Source organism: Anaerostipes butyraticus (assembly GCF_016586355.1).
GTDB lineage: Bacteria > Bacillota > Clostridia > Lachnospirales > Lachnospiraceae > Anaerostipes > Anaerostipes butyraticus.
The window spans coordinates 64,083-81,621 of the sequence record NZ_BLYI01000009.1 but is presented as its reverse complement, the minus strand read 5'-3'; the positions used below and the strand labels follow the sequence as shown (position 1 = coordinate 81,621).

The 17,539-nt window shown below is 41.0% G+C and carries 20 protein-coding genes and 1 pseudogene; 19 read left to right on the top strand and 2 right to left on the bottom strand.

The features are described 5' to 3' along the window. Positions 1-44 precede the first annotated feature (44 nt). From JMF81_RS02700 to JMF81_RS02690, 3 genes are read left to right on the top strand one after another with little or no spacing between them, the layout of a single operon-like run. The gene (locus tag JMF81_RS02700) at positions 45-839 is read left to right on the top strand and encodes a MerR family transcriptional regulator (protein WP_201309921.1); all 795 of its coding nucleotides are present in this window, start codon (positions 45-47) and stop codon (positions 837-839) included. 2 nt (positions 840-841) lie between these two features. Next, positions 842-1,657 (top strand): ABC transporter ATP-binding protein, encoded by an 816-nt coding sequence (locus tag JMF81_RS02695; protein ID WP_201309920.1) that lies wholly within the window; start codon positions 842-844, stop codon positions 1,655-1,657. After that, complete coding sequence (locus tag JMF81_RS02690; protein ID WP_308805582.1) at positions 1,654-2,367, top strand: ABC transporter permease; 714 nt, start codon at positions 1,654-1,656, stop codon at positions 2,365-2,367. Before JMF81_RS02695 ends, JMF81_RS02690 begins: the two co-directional genes overlap by 4 nt. On the opposite strand, the gene JMF81_RS02685 is transcribed toward JMF81_RS02690, so the two are convergent. Then, positions 2,350-3,231: a LysR family transcriptional regulator gene (locus tag JMF81_RS02685; RefSeq protein ID WP_201309919.1), complete on the bottom strand. Its 882-nt coding sequence runs from the start codon at positions 3,229-3,231 to the stop codon at positions 2,350-2,352. The two genes, JMF81_RS02690 and JMF81_RS02685, sit on opposite strands and share 18 nt — an antisense overlap. A gap of 120 nt (positions 3,232-3,351) precedes the next feature. On the opposite strand from JMF81_RS02685, the gene JMF81_RS02680 reads away from it, so the two are divergent. The 12 genes and pseudogenes from JMF81_RS02680 (at position 3,352) to JMF81_RS02625 (ending at position 12,838) form a co-directional block, all read left to right on the top strand. Next, positions 3,352-3,579 (top strand): hypothetical protein, encoded by a 228-nt coding sequence (locus JMF81_RS02680; protein WP_201309918.1) that lies wholly within the window; start codon positions 3,352-3,354, stop codon positions 3,577-3,579. Between the two features lie 23 nt (positions 3,580-3,602). After that, positions 3,603-4,571 carry an alpha/beta hydrolase gene (locus JMF81_RS02675; RefSeq protein WP_201309917.1) on the top strand — a complete coding sequence of 323 codons (969 nt, stop codon included), beginning with the start codon at positions 3,603-3,605 and terminating at the stop codon, positions 4,569-4,571. Positions 4,572-4,734: 163 nt separating this feature from the next. Further along, the gene (locus tag JMF81_RS02670) at positions 4,735-5,652 is read left to right on the top strand and encodes an AEC family transporter (RefSeq protein WP_201309916.1); all 918 of its coding nucleotides are present in this window, start codon (positions 4,735-4,737) and stop codon (positions 5,650-5,652) included. A 136-nt stretch (positions 5,653-5,788) separates the two neighbouring features. After that, complete coding sequence (locus tag JMF81_RS02665; RefSeq protein WP_201309915.1) at positions 5,789-6,718, top strand: AEC family transporter; 930 nt, start codon at positions 5,789-5,791, stop codon at positions 6,716-6,718. A 131-nt stretch (positions 6,719-6,849) separates the two neighbouring features. Further along, positions 6,850-7,191 carry a nucleotide pyrophosphohydrolase gene (locus JMF81_RS02660; protein WP_201309914.1) on the top strand — a complete coding sequence of 114 codons (342 nt, stop codon included), beginning with the start codon at positions 6,850-6,852 and terminating at the stop codon, positions 7,189-7,191. A 17-nt stretch (positions 7,192-7,208) separates the two neighbouring features. Further along, positions 7,209-8,042, top strand: coding sequence for a TrmH family RNA methyltransferase (locus JMF81_RS02655; protein WP_201309978.1), 834 nt, complete (start codon positions 7,209-7,211; stop codon positions 8,040-8,042). A 34-nt stretch (positions 8,043-8,076) separates the two neighbouring features. Further along, complete coding sequence (locus tag JMF81_RS02650; protein ID WP_201309913.1) at positions 8,077-8,649, top strand: hypothetical protein; 573 nt, start codon at positions 8,077-8,079, stop codon at positions 8,647-8,649. A 54-nt stretch (positions 8,650-8,703) separates the two neighbouring features. After that, positions 8,704-8,955 carry a hypothetical protein gene (locus JMF81_RS02645; RefSeq protein ID WP_201309912.1) on the top strand — a complete coding sequence of 84 codons (252 nt, stop codon included), beginning with the start codon at positions 8,704-8,706 and terminating at the stop codon, positions 8,953-8,955. A 542-nt stretch (positions 8,956-9,497) separates the two neighbouring features. Next, on the top strand, positions 9,498-10,325 hold the full coding sequence (locus JMF81_RS02640; protein ID WP_201309911.1) for a helix-turn-helix domain-containing protein: 828 nt from the start codon (positions 9,498-9,500) through the stop codon (positions 10,323-10,325). 5 nt (positions 10,326-10,330) lie between these two features. Beyond that, positions 10,331-11,203: pseudogene (locus JMF81_RS16740) on the top strand (DMT family transporter); the annotation flags it as partial. Then, the gene (locus JMF81_RS16735; RefSeq protein ID WP_308805583.1) at positions 11,198-12,100 is read left to right on the top strand and encodes a penicillin-binding transpeptidase domain-containing protein; all 903 of its coding nucleotides are present in this window, start codon (positions 11,198-11,200) and stop codon (positions 12,098-12,100) included. The pseudogene JMF81_RS16740 and the gene JMF81_RS16735, both read left to right, overlap by 6 nt. Positions 12,101-12,193: 93 nt before the next feature. Next, entirely contained in the window at positions 12,194-12,838 is a 645-nt protein-coding gene (locus JMF81_RS02625; protein ID WP_201309910.1) for a CatB-related O-acetyltransferase, read from the top strand. Between the two features lie 68 nt (positions 12,839-12,906). Here JMF81_RS02625 and JMF81_RS02620 read toward each other — a convergent pair whose 3' ends face one another. Continuing rightward, positions 12,907-13,815 (bottom strand): LysR family transcriptional regulator, encoded by a 909-nt coding sequence (locus JMF81_RS02620; RefSeq protein ID WP_243282521.1) that lies wholly within the window; start codon positions 13,813-13,815, stop codon positions 12,907-12,909. 113 nt (positions 13,816-13,928) lie between these two features. Here JMF81_RS02620 and JMF81_RS02615 point away from each other — a divergent pair, with 113 nt between their 5' ends. The 4 genes from JMF81_RS02615 (at position 13,929) to JMF81_RS02600 (ending at position 17,539) form a co-directional block, all read left to right on the top strand. After that, positions 13,929-15,047, top strand: coding sequence for an aldo/keto reductase (locus tag JMF81_RS02615; protein ID WP_201309908.1), 1,119 nt, complete (start codon positions 13,929-13,931; stop codon positions 15,045-15,047). Between the two features lie 128 nt (positions 15,048-15,175). Continuing rightward, positions 15,176-15,919 (top strand): LytR/AlgR family response regulator transcription factor, encoded by a 744-nt coding sequence (locus JMF81_RS02610; RefSeq protein WP_330611441.1) that lies wholly within the window; start codon positions 15,176-15,178, stop codon positions 15,917-15,919. Beyond that, on the top strand, positions 15,916-17,217 hold the full coding sequence (locus tag JMF81_RS02605; RefSeq protein WP_201309907.1) for a sensor histidine kinase: 1,302 nt from the start codon (positions 15,916-15,918) through the stop codon (positions 17,215-17,217). The genes JMF81_RS02610 and JMF81_RS02605 overlap by 4 nt, the downstream gene beginning before the upstream one ends. Before the next feature lie 145 nt (positions 17,218-17,362). Next, a complete protein-coding gene (locus JMF81_RS02600; protein ID WP_201309906.1) occupies positions 17,363-17,539 on the top strand; it encodes a hypothetical protein in 177 nt (58 codons plus the stop codon).

Below are 17,539 nucleotides of genomic sequence, written 5' to 3'. Positions count from 1 at the left end.
GTGACGCAGGGTCATGAGCTATACTGAAATCAGGAGGTAGTTAAATGCAAAAAGACATAAAAACAGCATCAGAATATATGACGGTAGGAGAGACAGCTAAAAAGATGGGAACTACGGTAAGGACGCTGCAGTACTATGACAAGAAAGGCCTGCTGTCGCCCTCTGCGGTCAGTGAAGGCGGCAGAAGACTGTATACTTATAAAGATATGGTCAGGCTGCACGAAATTATGTCGCTGAAGACTCTGGGATTTTCTCTGGAGGATATCAAAAAGAATCTGTCATCTCTGGAAACGCCGAAAGAGGTCGTACAGGTATTAACAGATCAGGAAACAAAGTTAAAAGAGGAGATTCAAAGGCTGTCACAGTCGCTGACTGCCATGGAAGCTCTGAAACAGGAAGTCATGCAGATGGATGCAGTTGATTTTAAAAAATATGCCGATATTATCGTAAACCTCAGAATGAAAAATGACTATTACTGGCTGATCAAATATTTTGATGATGAGATGCTGAATTATATCAGAAAACGTTTTGATCAGAAAAGCGGTCTGAGTTTTATGAAGAGATTTCAAAGAGTGATCGATCACGCGGTCAGTATGAAAGAAAAGGAAATTCCATATGACAGTAAAGAGGCAGAAGAGACAGCCAAAGAATTCTGGAATCTGATCATGGAATTTATAGATGGCAATCTGGAAATGCTTCCGCAGTTAGTTTCATTTGGCGGTAAAAATAAAATTGGAAACCAATGGGGACAGAGGCAGGCAGCGGCAAATGAATATTTAGGAAAAGCACTGGAGGCCTGGTTTATGAAGCAGGGAATAAATCCTTTTGAGGAGGGATAAGAATGAATCCGGTCGTAACGATAAAAGATCTGGACAAACAATATGGAAATCACAAGGTATTAAACCGCCTGAATCTGCAGATTTATCAGGGAGAGATTTTTGGAATTCTTGGAATGAATGGAGCAGGCAAAACAACGCTGCTGGAATGTATGGAAGGGCTGAGAGATTATGATTCCGGTATCATAGAAATACAGGGAACCATTGGAATCCAGCTTCAATCAGCGTCACTTCCTTCCTATATTAAAGGAAAAGAAGCAGTTTCATTGATTGCCGGATGGAGAAAAATCGGAAAAGATAATGAAATCCTAAGAGAAATGGGAATTTGTGAATTGGAAGAAAAAATATATCATGAAATGTCCACAGGACAGAAACGAAGGCTTCATCTTGCGCTGGCTCTGATTGGAAATCCGGATCTTATATTTCTGGATGAACCTGCAGCAGGTCTGGATGTCGAAGGGCAGATCCTTCTGCATCAACAAATCCGTCAGTTAAAGCAAAGGGGAAAAACCATTCTTCTGGCAAGCCATGATATGCGGGAAGTAGAAGACCTCTGTGACCGGATCATGGTTCTGTACCAGGGGAATGTTCTTTTTTGCGGGACTGTAGAGGAATTATCCAGAAAAACAGGGGCTTGTTATCAGATACAGATTACGACAGCAGAAGGGATAAAAAAGTATGAGGCGAAGGATATCGAAGGATCTGTGCTGAAGATTCTGGAAGACTGTAAAAAGAGACAGCTTAAAATCCAGGACATGCAGATCAGCCGGGGATCTCTGGAACAGCATTTTATGGAACTGATGAAAGGAGAAGAAAAATGATGAGAAGATTTTTTTATGGAATTATCCTGCAGTGGAAAATGGATCTTCGCAGTAAAAATATGCTGATTACGTGTTACCTTGTACCTCTTTTATTTTTTGTGCTGGTTGGTGAAATCTTTCTGTCAGTTATGCCGTGGACAAAAGAAACTCTGATTCCGACGATGACCATCATGGGAGTTTGTATGGGCGCTGTGATCGGAATGCCGCCTTCCCTGGGAGAAATTTATAGAACGGATATCAGGAAAATGTACAAGGCAGGACAGATTCCGATGTCTTATGGAGTTCTTTCCTCTGCCGCTGCCTCGCTGATACATCTGATGATTTTGAGTGGGATCATCTGCCTTTCAGCGCCTGTGATTTTTGATGTATCTCTGCCGGAACATCTGGCAGAATATTTTGGAAAAGTAATAGTATTTGCTGCGGTATCTTTAAGCATCGGCGCTGCGATCGGGTGCGGGATTTTGGATCAGGCAAAAATTCCAATGGTTTCACAGATGGTATTTCTGCCGTCCATTATGCTGTCTGGTATTATGTTTCCGGCAGGTTATCTTCCAAAGACGCTCAGAATGGCGGGCGGTCTTTTCCCAGCGTCCTGGGCATATCGATGGATCACGGGAGAGGGGAGTTTTATGGAAAATTTTCTGCCGATGTGCCTGATTTTTGCAGTAATGTGCGTTTTATGCGCATGGAGATTACGGAGTCTGAAATGAACGGCGGATCTCCTGAAGAAATCGATCTGCGATAGGCGTAAAAATCTGATATTTTTTCCAGATCAGATACATATGAGCTTCAAGTTTCGGAGCTAAAGGACGAAAGACGAGGCCGTTTTCAGGACTGGTATTGATCAGATACTGATAAGTAAGGAGACATCCGAGTCCTTCTCTTGCAAAAATAGATCCGTTGTAGGAAAGCCGGAAAGATCCTTCCAGATGAAGCTCATCGATACGGCCATTGGCCCAGCGGGTAATTTCTGTTGTCCAGCCCTGTTCGGAACAAAAGAGAGGAACGCCGGTCAAGTCATCCAGATGGATGGCTTTTTTCTTTGCCAGAGGGTGATCCAAAGGCATTACAAGTCCCCATGTATCAGACTCTGGGAAACAGATACAGTTGTATTTTGCAGGGTCCGGCTCTTCTGCGAGAACAGCAAAATCAAGAAGACCTTTGTCCAGCTTTTCTGTTACCTGTTCGGTATCCCCGCTGGTAATATGATAGTGGAGAGAAGGATACGATTCTTTGAATTTCCGGATTTCTCTGGCCAGATACCGAATCTGGTAAGATTCTGCAAGTCCGAGATACAGTTCTCCTCCGGTAATATCATCCAGAGAGAGAAATTCCTGAGAAATCTTATCTGCCATCCGAATCAGATCTTCTGCTCGTTTTCGAAGCAGAATGCCTTCCTCTGTCAGCTGGATATTAAAGCTGTGCCGGATAAATAATTTTTTCCCCAGTTCGTGTTCCAAAGATTTCATTTGTTTTGACAAAGCCGGCTGAGTGACATGAAGAGACTCAGCTGCCCGGGTCATATTTTCTTCTCTTGCTATTGCAAGAAAATAGCGAAGTGTTCGAAGTTCCATATAGTACGCCGCCTTTCTGTGATATTTCCAAAATTCATATCATGATATAAATAATAACCATTAGCGGAAAAGAATGCAAGAGCCTATAATAAAGGCATAAAAAGAAAGGAGGAGGTCCATATGAAGAAAATGGAGGATATCATTCAAAATCTTAAAGATGCCGGATGCAGCGAACGGCAGATGAAAGATATCTGCCGTATGTATGAAGCCGGACGGATTCAGGATGTGATCCGGTCTCTCAGATGTTACCGGTGCCATTTGATGGATCAGCTTCATGAAAGCCAGAGTAAGGTGGACTGCCTTGATTTCTTAGTTTACCAGATGGAAAAAGAACGAAAAATCAGATAAAAAGGAAAGGAAGGAAAAGTAAAATGGCAGAATTAACATTAACACAGGAATGGGACAAAGTTTTTCCAAAAAGTGAGAAAGTTAATCATCGTAAAATAACATTCCATAATCGTTATGGAATTACACTGGCAGCAGATTTGTATGAGCCAAAAAACGCAGAAGGAAAACTTCCGGCAATTGCAGTATGCGGACCGTTTGGAGCGGTGAAAGAGCAGGCATCCGGACTTTATGCGCAGATTATGGCAGAAAGAGGTTTTTTGACAATTGCTTTTGATCCATCATATACGGGAGAGAGCGGCGGTGAGCCTCGTTATGTAGCGTCTCCGGACATTAACACAGAAGATTTTTCTGCGGCAGTCGACTTTTTGTCTGTACAGGAAAATGTAGATCCGGAACGTATCGGAATCATCGGAATCTGCGGATGGGGCGGCATGGCTCTGAATGCGGCGGCAAATGATCCAAGAATTAAGGCAACGGTAACTTCCACTATGTATGATATGAGCCGTGTGAATGCGCAGGGATACTTTGATTCAATGGATGCAGACGCACGTTATGAACTCAGAAAAACACTGAACGCCCAGAGAATCGAAGATTATAAAAATGGAAGTTATGAAAGAGCCGGAGGAGTCGTAGATCCTCTCCCGGAGGATGCGCCATTTTTTGTAAAAGACTATTATAACTATTATAAAACAGAGCGCGGATACCACAAACGTTCTTTAAATTCCAACGATGGATGGAATACGACATCTGCACTTTCATTTATGAATATGCCGATTTTAAGCTACAGTGATGAAATCCGCAACGCAGTGCTGATGATCCATGGAGAAAAAGCACACTCCTGTTATTTCAGCAAGGACGCATTCAAAAAACTGAAAGGAGATAATAAAGAACTGATGATCATTCCGGATGCAGTTCATACGGACCTGTATGATCAGACAGATATTATTCCTTTTGATAAGATAGAAGAATTCTTTCATAAATATTTAGGATAAATTTGAAAAAGAAAAACCCAGAAGAAATCTTATGTTGAGATTTTCTTCTGGATTTTTTTGTAAGAAAAGCAAGATAGAGGTTACACAAGGAAAGTACGGGTGATACAATATAGCGTAGAGAAATGATAAAATTAGATAGAAAGGCGTATTCAGGGAATTAAAAATGTCGGGTGTAGTCGTTGAGAAAATCATTGAAATGTTTATTATTATGATAGGAGGGTTTACTGCTTTTAAGACAAGGCTGGTGGATGAAAATACAACCAAGAAGATGTCAGATCTTTTGCTGATGCTGATTTCTCCTCTGTTAATTTTCCAGTCCTATCAGATTGATTTTAATATGAAATATTTTCTGGGACTTTTGTGGACCTTTCTGGCGTCTGTGGCAACGTTTGCTTTTATGATCGTTCTTTCCGGGGTTTTGTTTAGAGGGAAAGATGAGAGGATACCGGTGGAAAAAGTCGGAGCTATTTATTCCAACTGTGGATTTATCGGAATTCCGCTGGTAGATGGCATTTTGGGCTCCCAGGGAGTCTTTTATCTTACGGCATATCTTACGGTGTTTAATATTTTGGTATGGACCAATGGTATCTGGATCATGGGAGAAGGCGGAGAACTAAAATCTGCATGGAAAAATCTGATTTCACCGGCGATCATAGCCGTCTTTGTTGGTATACTGTGTTTTCTGCTGCAGATTCGTCTTCCTGAAATCGTGTCAGAGCCGATTCAGATGGTGGCAGATATGAACACTCCTCTGGCAATGATCATTGCAGGCGCGAATCTTGCCCAGGCCGATTTAAGAAGCAGTCTGAAAGATCAAAGACTCTATTTTGTATGTTTGATACGGCTGATTGTGTTTCCGATTCTGTGTGTGATTCCATTGTATCTGATGCATCTGGAGTTTCAGATTGCATTTACTGTTTTTATCGCAACCGCCTGTCCGGCAGGAGCAACCACGATTATGTTTGCAGAACGATATGGAAGAGATGCCAGATATGCCTCAGAAATATTTACGGTCACCACTATTTTATCGGCAGTGACGATTCCTTTATTGTCTATGGCAGCGGCAAAAATTCTCGCATAAAAAATTTTTCTTAAAAGTGCAGGGAGAAATCAGAAAAAGATTTTTCTGCACTTTTTTGTATTATGCTGCAGAAAAATATTGTCTAATGTATACAACTGGTGGTAAAATATGCCTTAGACTAAAAATTGGGAGGAATTTGAAAAATATTATGAATGCTGTTGTATTAGAAAAAATCGTTGAAATGTTTATTATCATGATGGGAGGTGTGATTGCCTGCAAAACAGGGCTGATTGATGAAAATACCACGAAGAAAATGTCCAATTTACTGCTGATGCTGGTATCTCCACTTCTGATCTTCCAGTCATATCAGATGGATTTTAATATAGAATTCTTTTACGGATTATTATGGACACTGCTGGCTTCGATCATCGCATTTATCATCATGATCGTTCTGGCTAATATTATTTATAAAGGAGATGACCACCGCCTTTCTGTGGAAAAGATGAGTACGATCTACTCCAACTGTTCTTTTATTGGAATTCCACTGGTAGATGGAATTCTGGGGGCAGAAGGCGTATTATATCTGACTGCCTATGTTACAGTATTTAACATTCTGGTGTGGACCAATGGCGTCTGGATCATGGGAGGCGGAAGTGATTTAAAATCCGCGTGGAAGAATCTGGTCTCTCCGGCGATCCTTTCCGTATTTATCGGTGTTTTTTGTTTTGTTATGCAGATTCATCTTCCGGAAATTGTGTCAGAACCGGTTCAGATGATAGCAGATATGAATACACCGCTGGCAATGATCGTTGCAGGATCCAATCTTGCCCGGACTAATATTTTAAAAAGTCTGAAAAATGTAAGGCTGTATTCTGTAAGTTTTGTAAGGCTTCTGCTGTTTCCGCTGACTAGTGTAGCAGTCTTGTATTTGATGCATCTGGAATTTTATATTTCTTTCACGGTCTTTATTGCAACCGCCTGTCCGGCAGGAGCAACAACCATTATGTTTGCAGAGAAATATGGAAGAGATGCCAGATATGCATCGGAAATATTTACAGTTACTACAGTGCTGTCAGCAGTGACAATCCCACTGCTTTCGATGATGTCGGTTTCACTGCTCGGATAAAACAAAACTCCTGACCAACTATGAAAGATTCTTCTGAAAATCAGTTTTTTGAAGAATGTATCATAGGAAGGTCAGGAGTTTTTTCTTATACCGGGATATGATAAAATAAAAATCAGAATAAGGAGGGAAAAATGAATCAGGAAACGATCGATCAGGTATTAAAATTCAGGGATGACAGAAACTGGAAGCAGTTTCATAACCCAAAGGATCTGGCAATATCTATCAGCCTGGAAGCTGCAGAACTGCTGGAAATATTTCAGTGGAGCGGCGAAGATGTATATTGTAAAGAAAAGATGGATCAGATACGGGAAGAATTAGCAGATGTATTAAATTACAGCATTCTGATGGCAGATGCCTGCGGGCTGGATCTGGATGAAATCATAAGAGACAAAGTAAAGAAAAATAATGAGAAATATCCGGTAGAAAAAGCATATGGAAGCAAAGAAAAATATACGGAGTTGAAAAGAAGATGACAAACAAAGGACAGTGTATGGGTAATATTGTAAAAATTGAAAATCTGCAGACACCGGAATTAGATATCTACGCCCGGCTGTCAGAGGGACAGCTGCTGCATTATTATGAACCGGATACGGGAATCTTTATCTGCGAAAGCCCAAAAGTAATCAAGCTTGCGCTTGACGCAGGATACGAACCGCTTTCGATTCTGATGGAAGAAAAGGATATTACAGGACAGGCAGAAGAAATTATTGAGCAATGTGGAGATATACCGGTATATACGGGAGAATTTGAACTCCTTAAAAATCTGACAGGATTTCCTTTGACGAGAGGAATGCTCTGCGCCATGCGCCGCAAAGAACTGCCGGCGGCAGAAGAAGTATGCAGAAATGCACGAAGAATCGCAGTTTTGGAAAATGTTATGAACCCTACCAATGTTGGAGCGATTTTCCGTTCTGCGGCAGCCTTAAATATCGATGCGGTTTTACTGACATCAGGATGCAGCAATCCGTTGTACCGGCGTGCAGCCAGAGTAAGCATGGGAACGGTCTTCCAGATTCCGTGGACATTTTTTGACAAGAAACAGTCCTGGCCGGATCAGGGAATGGAAATTTTGAAAAAGGAAGGATTTAAGACAGCGGCCATGGCATTAAGTGATCATTCTATTCGTATTGATGATCCAGAACTGGCAGCGGAAGAAAAGCTGGCGCTGATTCTTGGAACAGAAGGAGATGGGCTGGCGGCAGGAACCATAGCAGAATGTGATTATACCGTAAAAATTCCAATGGCACATGGTGTGGATTCATTGAATGTGGCGGCAGCAAGCGCAGTGGCATTCTGGGAATTAGGGAAAAATAAAATTTTGTAATATAGGTGAGGATAAAAGGATGCTGAAAGCATTCATGAAAAGGCTAGAAGAGAAAAGAAGGGATCCTATATCTTCAGGAATCACAAAAGAAGGGAAATCCAGACTTACGATTCCCATTCCATGGGAGCAGACAGCACATGCAATGAATATGCTGATGCCAAATGTTTATCTCTCCAGAGAAGAAGTGTCTGATCCGGAGATTATGAAATATCTTATATCTCATACCAAAGTCAGAAGCTGTTATATTTTTAAGTTTTTGGAAAACTATGAATTTCTTTCAAATTTTGCAGAAATGGAAGATTTAGAAATATATAGAGGGAATCATATCACATTGTTGTCTTTTATGCGGAATATGAAATCATGGATGATGTTCCACATAGAAAATGCCAGATTGAAGAATCTGACAGAAGCATTTCTGGAAGACAGAAAAATAGATTTCTTTCTGCAGGTGCGTCTGTCTCTACAGGCATGTGAAGTGGGAGAATTAAAAGAGGCTGTGGAATTTACCCGGAAGAAATCATTGGCAGAATTGATCATATGCCGAAAAAAATCTCAAAGAGATGAAAGAGAACAATGGAAAGAAGTAAGGACAACAATGTACCGGTAGTATGTTTTAAAGGAAGAGTTTGCCATAAAAGATAAATAAGAGAAAGGAAAATCAATGAGTAAACGAAGGAAAACAGGATATAAGATAGATAGTGAATACTTTGCACAGCTGGATTATTTAGGAGCAGAGTATTCCGCCGCTTTGGAAAAGATTGAAGAACAAAATAAAGATATCAGAAAATTGATTGCTTTATTGGTTGAACATGATGTGCCAATTCCCGGCAATATAATAGATCAATACATTAGGCGAGCCCCGGAGGAAACGCATGATATACAGGAGGTCGAGAAAGAACTTCCATTTAATTGATTTACGAGAGAAGAGAATGAAAATACTGTTAGGGAAATATGTAAATTACTGATTAAATTTTTTCTTGAGTCAGAGCTAATATTAGATGAAGTAGAAGTAATAAGTGAGACGAAAGACTGGAACTAAACAAGGTGATCTAAGGTCTTGATTATTTCAGGAATTCTCTTTCTGTTTCTTGGAATTATATAAAGTGGTGCGAACAATAAGCAATCAGAAATTTCTAGAGAGAGTCGCACCGTTATATATGAGTGAAAATAAGTAATAGAAAGGACGTGATATACTTATAAAAAATAAGATATATTAATAAATTTAATTAATTAGTGATATGTAACAAAATGAACCAATGATAATTGGTTATATTTGCAGTCGCTCCCCTCGCGGGAGCGTGGATTGAGATCTTAACATACCAGTTGCAAATATAAAGAAATTACAAATCAAGTTATTGATATAAAAAGAAAAATTTCTGATTAAAATATATGAAGATATTTTACAAGACTTTTCTCTCTACGCATGTTAAAATATTCCCCTGTAGGAGCGATAACATGAAGAAAGAAGTAAGGACAATCGTATACGATAAAACATTGAGGCTGGAAGCATATCGTCTGACAGGCATTGCCCGGCCTTTTCCTGAGCATTTTCATGATCACTATGTATTCGGACTGATGGAAGACGGCAGCAGGAGCCTTTCCTGTGACGGCAGAGACTATATAATCACAAAAGGTGATATGATCATATTTCATCCTTATGACAATCATGCCTGTACGCAGAAAGGCCGGAATCTTCTTGATTACAGGGGACTGAACATACCTGAATCAGTGATGCTTGATCTGTCAGAGGATATGACCGGAGAACGAAAACTCCCAAGATTTTCAAAACATATTATGTCAGATGCACAAATTATCCGCAGCTTCCGCTTATTACATGAAATGATAATGGATCAGGAAAAAGCTTTCGTGAAAGAAGAAAAAATTTTAACGGTTTTATCAGCTCTGTTTGAGAAATACGAACCGAATTTTTATAAAAATATTCCGGCATGCAGAGAAGAAGTGGAAAAAGCCTGCAGATTTATGGAAGAAAACTTTTCGGAGCACATCAGCCTGGAAGAAATCAGCAGGTATGCGGGTCTTAGCAAATCGACGCTGCTGCGTGCGTTCGCAAAGGAAAAAGGTATCACGCCGTATCGATACCTGGAAACAATCCGAATTCATCAGGCCAAACAGATGCTGGGAGAGGGAATGGCACCGGCAGAAGTAGCCATAAAGACAGGTTTTTCAGACCAGAGTCATTTTACAAACTATTTCAGCCGCCTGATCGGAGTTGCTCCGGGAGCCTACCGCCAAATCTTTTATAGAAGAAAAGAAGGGAAATGAAAAAGATGAAAAATAAAGATTACATAGGTCATGGAGCTGCGCTGCTTACAATCCTCATCTGGGGAACGACCTTTATATCAACTAAAATACTGCTTGTGGAATTTAAGCCTATTGAAATCCTGGTATTCCGGTTTGTAATGGGATTTCTTGCCCTTTGGATCATCTGTCCGAAATGGTTGAAAACTGCCGGCTGGAAGCAGGAAGTCGTATTTGCGGCAGCGGGTCTGTCAGGAATCTGCCTGTATTATCTGCTGGAAAATATCGCGCTGACTTACACGCTGGCATCCAATGTTGGTGTGATTATTTCAGTTGCACCATTTTTTACGGCGATTCTGGCTCACATTTTTATTGGCTCAGAAGAAAAATTCCGGGTTAATTTTTTCGCTGGTTTTATCATTGCCATGGCAGGAACTGTTATGATCAGTTTAAATGGCGCAAAGCTTCAGCTGAATCCGATGGGAGATTTTCTTGCAATCCTTGCGGCAGCTGTCTGGGCGATTTATTCTATTTTAACAAAGAAGATCAGCGGATTTGGATATCCGGTTGTTCTGGCAACACGAAGAACTTTTTTCTATGGAATTTTATTTATGATACCGGCGGCATGGATTTTTGATCTGCGCTTTGATGTTACAGGGTTTGCAGACCCTAAGAATTTATTAAATATTTTATATCTTGGGCTCGGCGCATCTGCGCTTTGCTTTGTTACCTGGAATATTGCGGTGAAAAAACTGGGAGCCGTAAAAACCAGTATTTATATCTATATGACACCAGTTATTACAGTTATCACTTCAGTATTGATTCTTAGCGAACGGATTACATGGATGTCAGGATTAGGGGTTATTTTTACATTATTAGGATTGATTATTTCAGAAATGAAGATGAATCCCAGGAAGCTGAAAACCATTGGCATTTTTCTGGTCTTCCTGATTCCTTTTCTTTTTACCGGGTGTTCCGGCGGAAATCATGAATCTTCCAATTCGAAATCTGCAGAAACAAAAGAAAAAGAACCAGAAACAAAGATTGAGGAAAAAGACTGGTCCGATGATTTTGCCGGGTTAAATGGCGCCGCCGTCATTTATGAACCGGAGGAAAATCGTTATCAGATATATAATCAGGATCTGGCGAAGACACGGCGATCTCCCTGCTCCACTTTTAAAATCATATCTTCTCTGACTGCTTTGGAAAACGGAGTGATTGATCCAGATCATTCTGTCCGCGAATGGAGTGGAGAACAATTCTGGAATAGCGGCTGGAATCAGGATATTTCTTTTGAGGAAGCATTTCGTGTGTCCTGTGTCTGGTATTTCAGGGAAGTCATTGACGATATAGGAAAAGAACGGATGCAGAAAGAACTGGACAAGCTGTCCTATGGGAATTGTGATATTTCTGACTGGGAAGGGAAGCAGAACACAAACAATAATAACAGGGCACTGACTGGATTCTGGATTGAATCATCCTTGAAAATATCTCCAAAAGAGCAGACAGAAGTAATGGAAAGGATCTTTGGGGATACATCATCTTATTCAAAAGAAAGCCTCAGTCGGTTAAAGCAGGTAATGCTGACATCACAGGATAAAGAAAAAGATATTGCAATCTATGGGAAAACCGGCATGGGGAAAGATAATGGAATTACGACAGACGCATGGTTTACAGGATTTGCAGATGTTTCCGGCCAGCGGAAGTATTTTTGTGTTTATCTTGGAAAAACGAATGGAGCAGATGTTACAAGCACCAAAGCAAAAGAGATTGCAATCCAGATTATTTCTGATCTATAATAGTCTGTGAAGAGGTGATTGCAATGAAACGCTGCAGTGCATTATCTGGAATGGTTGTATCAAAAGTAAATGAAGTATTACAGGAGGGTGAATATGACGATTCCAGAGAAACTGATATATCCGAGGACAGGGGATAAAGAGACCATTTATCTGAAACCTGTCATTCAAAATCCAAATATCACGGTCGGAGATTTTACGATGTATAATGACTTTGTAAATGATCCGGTGCTGTTTGAGAAAAATAATGTATTATACCAGTATCCAATCAATCATGATAAGCTGAAAATCGGGAAATTTTGTTCTATTGCGTGCGGGGCAAAATTTCTTTTTAACAGCGCAAACCATACATTATCATCATTATCTACTTATCCATTTCCATTATTTTTTAAAGAATGGGATCTTCTGAAAGAAAATGTCACACAGGCATGGGATAACAAAGGGGATATTGTAATAGGGCATGATGTGTGGATTGGATATGAGGCTGTCATTCTTGCTGGAGTGACCATTGGAGATGGAGCGATTATCGGAACCCGAGCGGTGGTTACAAAGGATGTGGAGCCATATACGATTGTTGGGGGGATTCCGGCAAAACCAATCAGAAAACGATTTTCAGATGAAGTGATTTCTGCATTAGAGGAAATCAAATGGTGGGACTGGCCGGAATATAAAATTAAGGAAAATCTTCCGGCAATTCAGAATGGAGATATGATGCAGCTGAAAAAGGCCGCAGGAAAATAGAATCAAAATAATAAATAGAAAACCACTGGCAGCAGAATGAGCCGGTGGTTTTCTGCGTAATAGGCAATCTATTTTTCCCTAACGATTTCTTCTTTTATGATTTCTATGAAGTTTTTTACATCGCTGGAAGGATTTTTTGGATAAAGAATTCCATATGGAATCTGATAATCCCACTGCACAGGCAGTGTTGTTAAAAACGGATGGATATCAGACCATGCATCTAATGTAAGAAGAAACATACCGGTCTGTTCGCACATATTAAAGGTATCCATATCATAGTAATATCCGGCATCTGTGATCATGATTTGAGGATGCGTCATATTCAATATAGTGCGGAAATAATCCAGAAGTTCGGTATCTCCGCTTTTGATCATGACAAGCCGTTCTCCGTGAAGATCTTGAAGAGACAGTTTCTTTTTGGAACACAGGGGGTGCCCTTTGGGTACGGCCACGCAAAGCTGATAATTTCCCAGATGCAGGTAATCCGCCATTTTCAGCATAGCTCTGGAATTAAAGCAGCCGACTAAAACATCCATTCGTTCTCCGAGAGACCCGATCACAGACAGAATCTGTTCCTTCCTATCTTCATATGGGACAATGCGAAACTTATACTGGGGATATTTTTCACGAAGCGGTGCCCAGAGATTCGACAAGACACTGCTTGGATTGAGGAGGGAAGAGCCGACTCTTATGGTAATTCCATCTGAAAGTTCTGCATTTCTGGCTCTCGCAATAGCATTTTCTGCATCAGCGAACATCCTTTTTCCATCTTCGTACAAGGATTTTCCAGCAGCTGTCAGCTGAATACCATGATTGCTTCGTTTTAGAAGAGTCATACCCAGGCGGTTTTCCAATGTGTTCATGTGCTTCATAACAGAAGCCGGTGTTACGAGAAGCCGCTTGGCAGCTTTAGAGAAACTGCCAGCATCTACTACCTGAAGAAAAATCTGCAATTGTTGACTGAGTATAAAGGTCACCTCTTTTTGCGTTTACTTTGAGTAAATACAGCGTAGCATTTTTGGTTATTCCATGTCAAGGAAAATGAAAATATAATAAAAAATGGAAAATACAGAAAGCAAGGAGGAAAGACATGGGATATTTAGGTGAAGACATTAAAAAACTTGGTTTTGGTCTGATGCGCCTTCCGCAGAAAGACGGAGCGATCGATATCGAACAGACAAAGACGATGGTTGATATGTTCATGGATGCCGGATTTACATATTTTGATACGGCCTGGGCGTATGCAGGCTCTGAAGACGCCATTCGACAGGCACTGGTAGAACGTTATCCGAGAGAAAGTTTCCAGCTGGCAACAAAGAATGCGGCATGGATCAACTGCAAGACAAGAGAAGAGGCCATCCAGCAGTTTGATACTTCTCTGAAGCAGACAGGAGCAGGCTATTTTGATTTCTATCTGCTTCATAATCTGGGTGAGACCCGTACGAAATATTTTGATGACTATGATATGTGGAACTGGATCAAAGAGAAGAAGGAAAGCGGACAGATCAAACATATGGGATTCTCTTTCCATTCCACACCGGAAGAATTGGAAGAAATCCTCAACCAGCATCCGGAAATGGAATTTGTTCAGCTGCAGATCAACTATGCTGACTGGGAAAATCCTGCGGTTCAGTCCAGAGCATGTTATGAAGTGGCACGTGCCCACGGAAAATCTGTGATTATCATGGAGCCGGTCAAAGGAGGAATGCTTGCCAATCCTCCGGAATCTGTACAGAAGATTTTCAAGGAAGCAGAACCGGAAAGTTCCGTTGCATCCTGGGCAATCCGTTTCGCGGCTAATTTAGACGGACTGATTACAGTTCTTTCCGGTATGAGCAATGTAGAACAGATGGAAGACAACTTATCTTACATGAAAGACTTCCATGGACTTACAGATGCACAGAAAGAAACACTGAAAAAAGCACAGGAAGAATTGAACCGGATTCCGTTGATTCCATGTACCACATGCAATTACTGTGCAAAAGTCTGCCCGAAGGAAATTGGAATCTCCGGATCCTTCACGGCCATGAACTATCTGACATTATACGGAGATGTGGCAGCAGCTAAACATCAGGAAGAATGGCTGGTAGGAGCCCATGGAAGAAAGCCTGCGGCAGAATGTATCAAATGTGGAAAATGCGAAGCAGTCTGTCCACAGCATATTAAGATCAGAGACGAACTTGTAAAAGTAAGCGAAGCATTAAAATAAGAAAAAAAGTATAAGAAGGGCCTGTTCTTTGCGGCTGCGAAGAACAGGTCCTTTTGTAATGTTGCAGGAAAGATAACAGGTGTAGTAAAATAAATATCAGAGAAGAACTGGATTTTTTCATATCAAGGATGAAAGAGAAATGGGGTGACGGAATGCTGAAGATTGCGATTTGTGATGATGACATTGCAGCTGTCAGACTGCATAGGGAAATTGCAGAAGACTGCTTAAGGCAGTGCGGCAGTGCCGGAGAGATAGAAGAGTATACCACCAGCGACAATTTACTGTATGATATCACAGAAGACCATTTTTTCTACGATCTGATCTTACTGGATATTGAAATGCCGGGAAGCAGCGGCATGGAGATTGCAGAAAAAATAAAACCCTTTCTTCCAAGCATAAAAATTATTTTTATAACATCCCATATCGAATACGCAATTGATGCATTTGAATTATCAGTGTTTCGCTATGTGCCAAAAGATGACATCGACAAACGGCTTCCATCCGCAATTAAAGATGCAGTGAAACTGATCGAACTGGAAGAAGGAAGAAATTACATCATTCAGACCAACAGCCGTTTGGAGAAAATCCCTTATAAATTGATTTATTATATTGATCGTGACGGAAAAAACGCAAATATTGTAACGGAAAACGGCAGCTCGAAAGTGCGCAAAAGTCTGGCACAGGTTTATGATGAACTGAATGCGGAGGAATTTATCTATATCGACAGAGGCTGCATTGTCAATCTCATCCATATTATGCAGATAAAAAACGGAATGGCAGTCCTGAAAAATGGAACTTCTCTTTCCATCAGCCGCTCACATTTGCAGAAAGTAAAAGAACAGATCAATCGATATTGGGGGATGCATATATGACAGACTGGATTTTTATTATCTCAAATATTGCAGCAGCATGGGTGCGGGCTGCTGCAGGTTTATATCTCATTTCACGAATTCTGTCGACAGAAAGATTAGGCTTGAGGACTATAACGGCAGCGTGGACCGGTATGACAGTGATTTGTCTGATTTTCCATTTTACGAGCCTGCCGGAGTTCTATCGTTTTGCACTGGAAGCTGTCTGGATTACAATCTGTTCCAGACAGCTGCAGCATACAGATACGAGACTCAGTCTTTTTCTTGGGATTTTTTATGAAATTGCGGCAGCCTTCTGGCAGTTTCTGGTTTCCGCGTGGCTGGGCGTGCTGTTTCACTCCAGCAAATTTCTGGACGTTCAGACGAAGCAGGGCCAGACTGCAGTCTGGATATTTTATGTCATTTTAATATTTCTGATTCTATATCTTTCCAGAAAGCAGGATATGACGGAGAAAGCAGGATTTCGCATAGCTTCTGCAATCGGTGTGGCAGGTTTTCTCGGAATTGTGACTCTAACGGAACAAGAGACTTTGTTTATTGAGGATGAGACGCTGGATATGTGGATGATTCTGGCTCTTGTCTTTATGATGGCAGTGCTGATTTATAATATGAGACGACAATATGAAATGGAGAAAGAATTGGCAAAATTAAAAACAGAGCAGGCGGAGTTATTAGAGCGGGATTATATCACATTGAACCGGGCCTATGAAATGAATGCAAAACTATTTCATGATTTCCATAATCATATTGGAATTCTGAGGCAGTTTCTCTCCCGCGGGAAAACAAAAGAGGCAGTTGAGTACCTTGACGAACTGCAGGCGCCGGTTCGGAAAATGACAGACGCTGTATGGACGGGAGATGAAACGGTAGATTACCTGATCAGCAGCAAGGCAGCGGCAGCAAAGGACAACGATATTCAATTTACAGTGCAGGTGGAATTCCCAAAACATATGAATATAAAAAGCATTGATCTGTGTGCGATTCTCGGCAATCTGCTGGACAATGCGCTGGAAGCGGCCGGGCAGGCATCAGACCCGAAGCGAAAATGGATCCGGCTGACAATCCGCCGGATTCATCAAATGCTGGTCATAAAAATAGAGAATGGTCTTGAGACCACATTAAAACAGGAAAACGGCAGCTTAAAAACGACAAAGGAAGAAAACGGACTGCATGGATGGGGATTAAAAAGCGCCCAGACCGCAGCTGAAAAATATGAAGGCATGGTACAGACTTCCCATACAGAAGATACATTTTACGCAGTCGCAACCCTCTCTTATCAGGCTGTATCCGTTGAAACATAAGATTTACAAACCACGAGGCAGAATGAACGGTCTTGTGGTTTTTTCATGGTCAAAAACCTGCTGATTGCGGACATTCCCGCAGAGCTGCAGTTTCCGGAGTATGATAAAGACAGAAAAAGGAAAGAGCGAAAAGGAGGGAAACACGATGAGACATGTATATATTCGGGGAATTTTAGCATTGATCTGGTTTGTATGTGCAGTCGTATGTGTGATATCCGGGAACTTTGAAATGATAATTTTCTATCTTGCCATGGGAATTGTCTTCGCATATTCTGCATATACCACGTGGAAGAAAGAAAAGAATCATAAAGGAGGCAGGTAG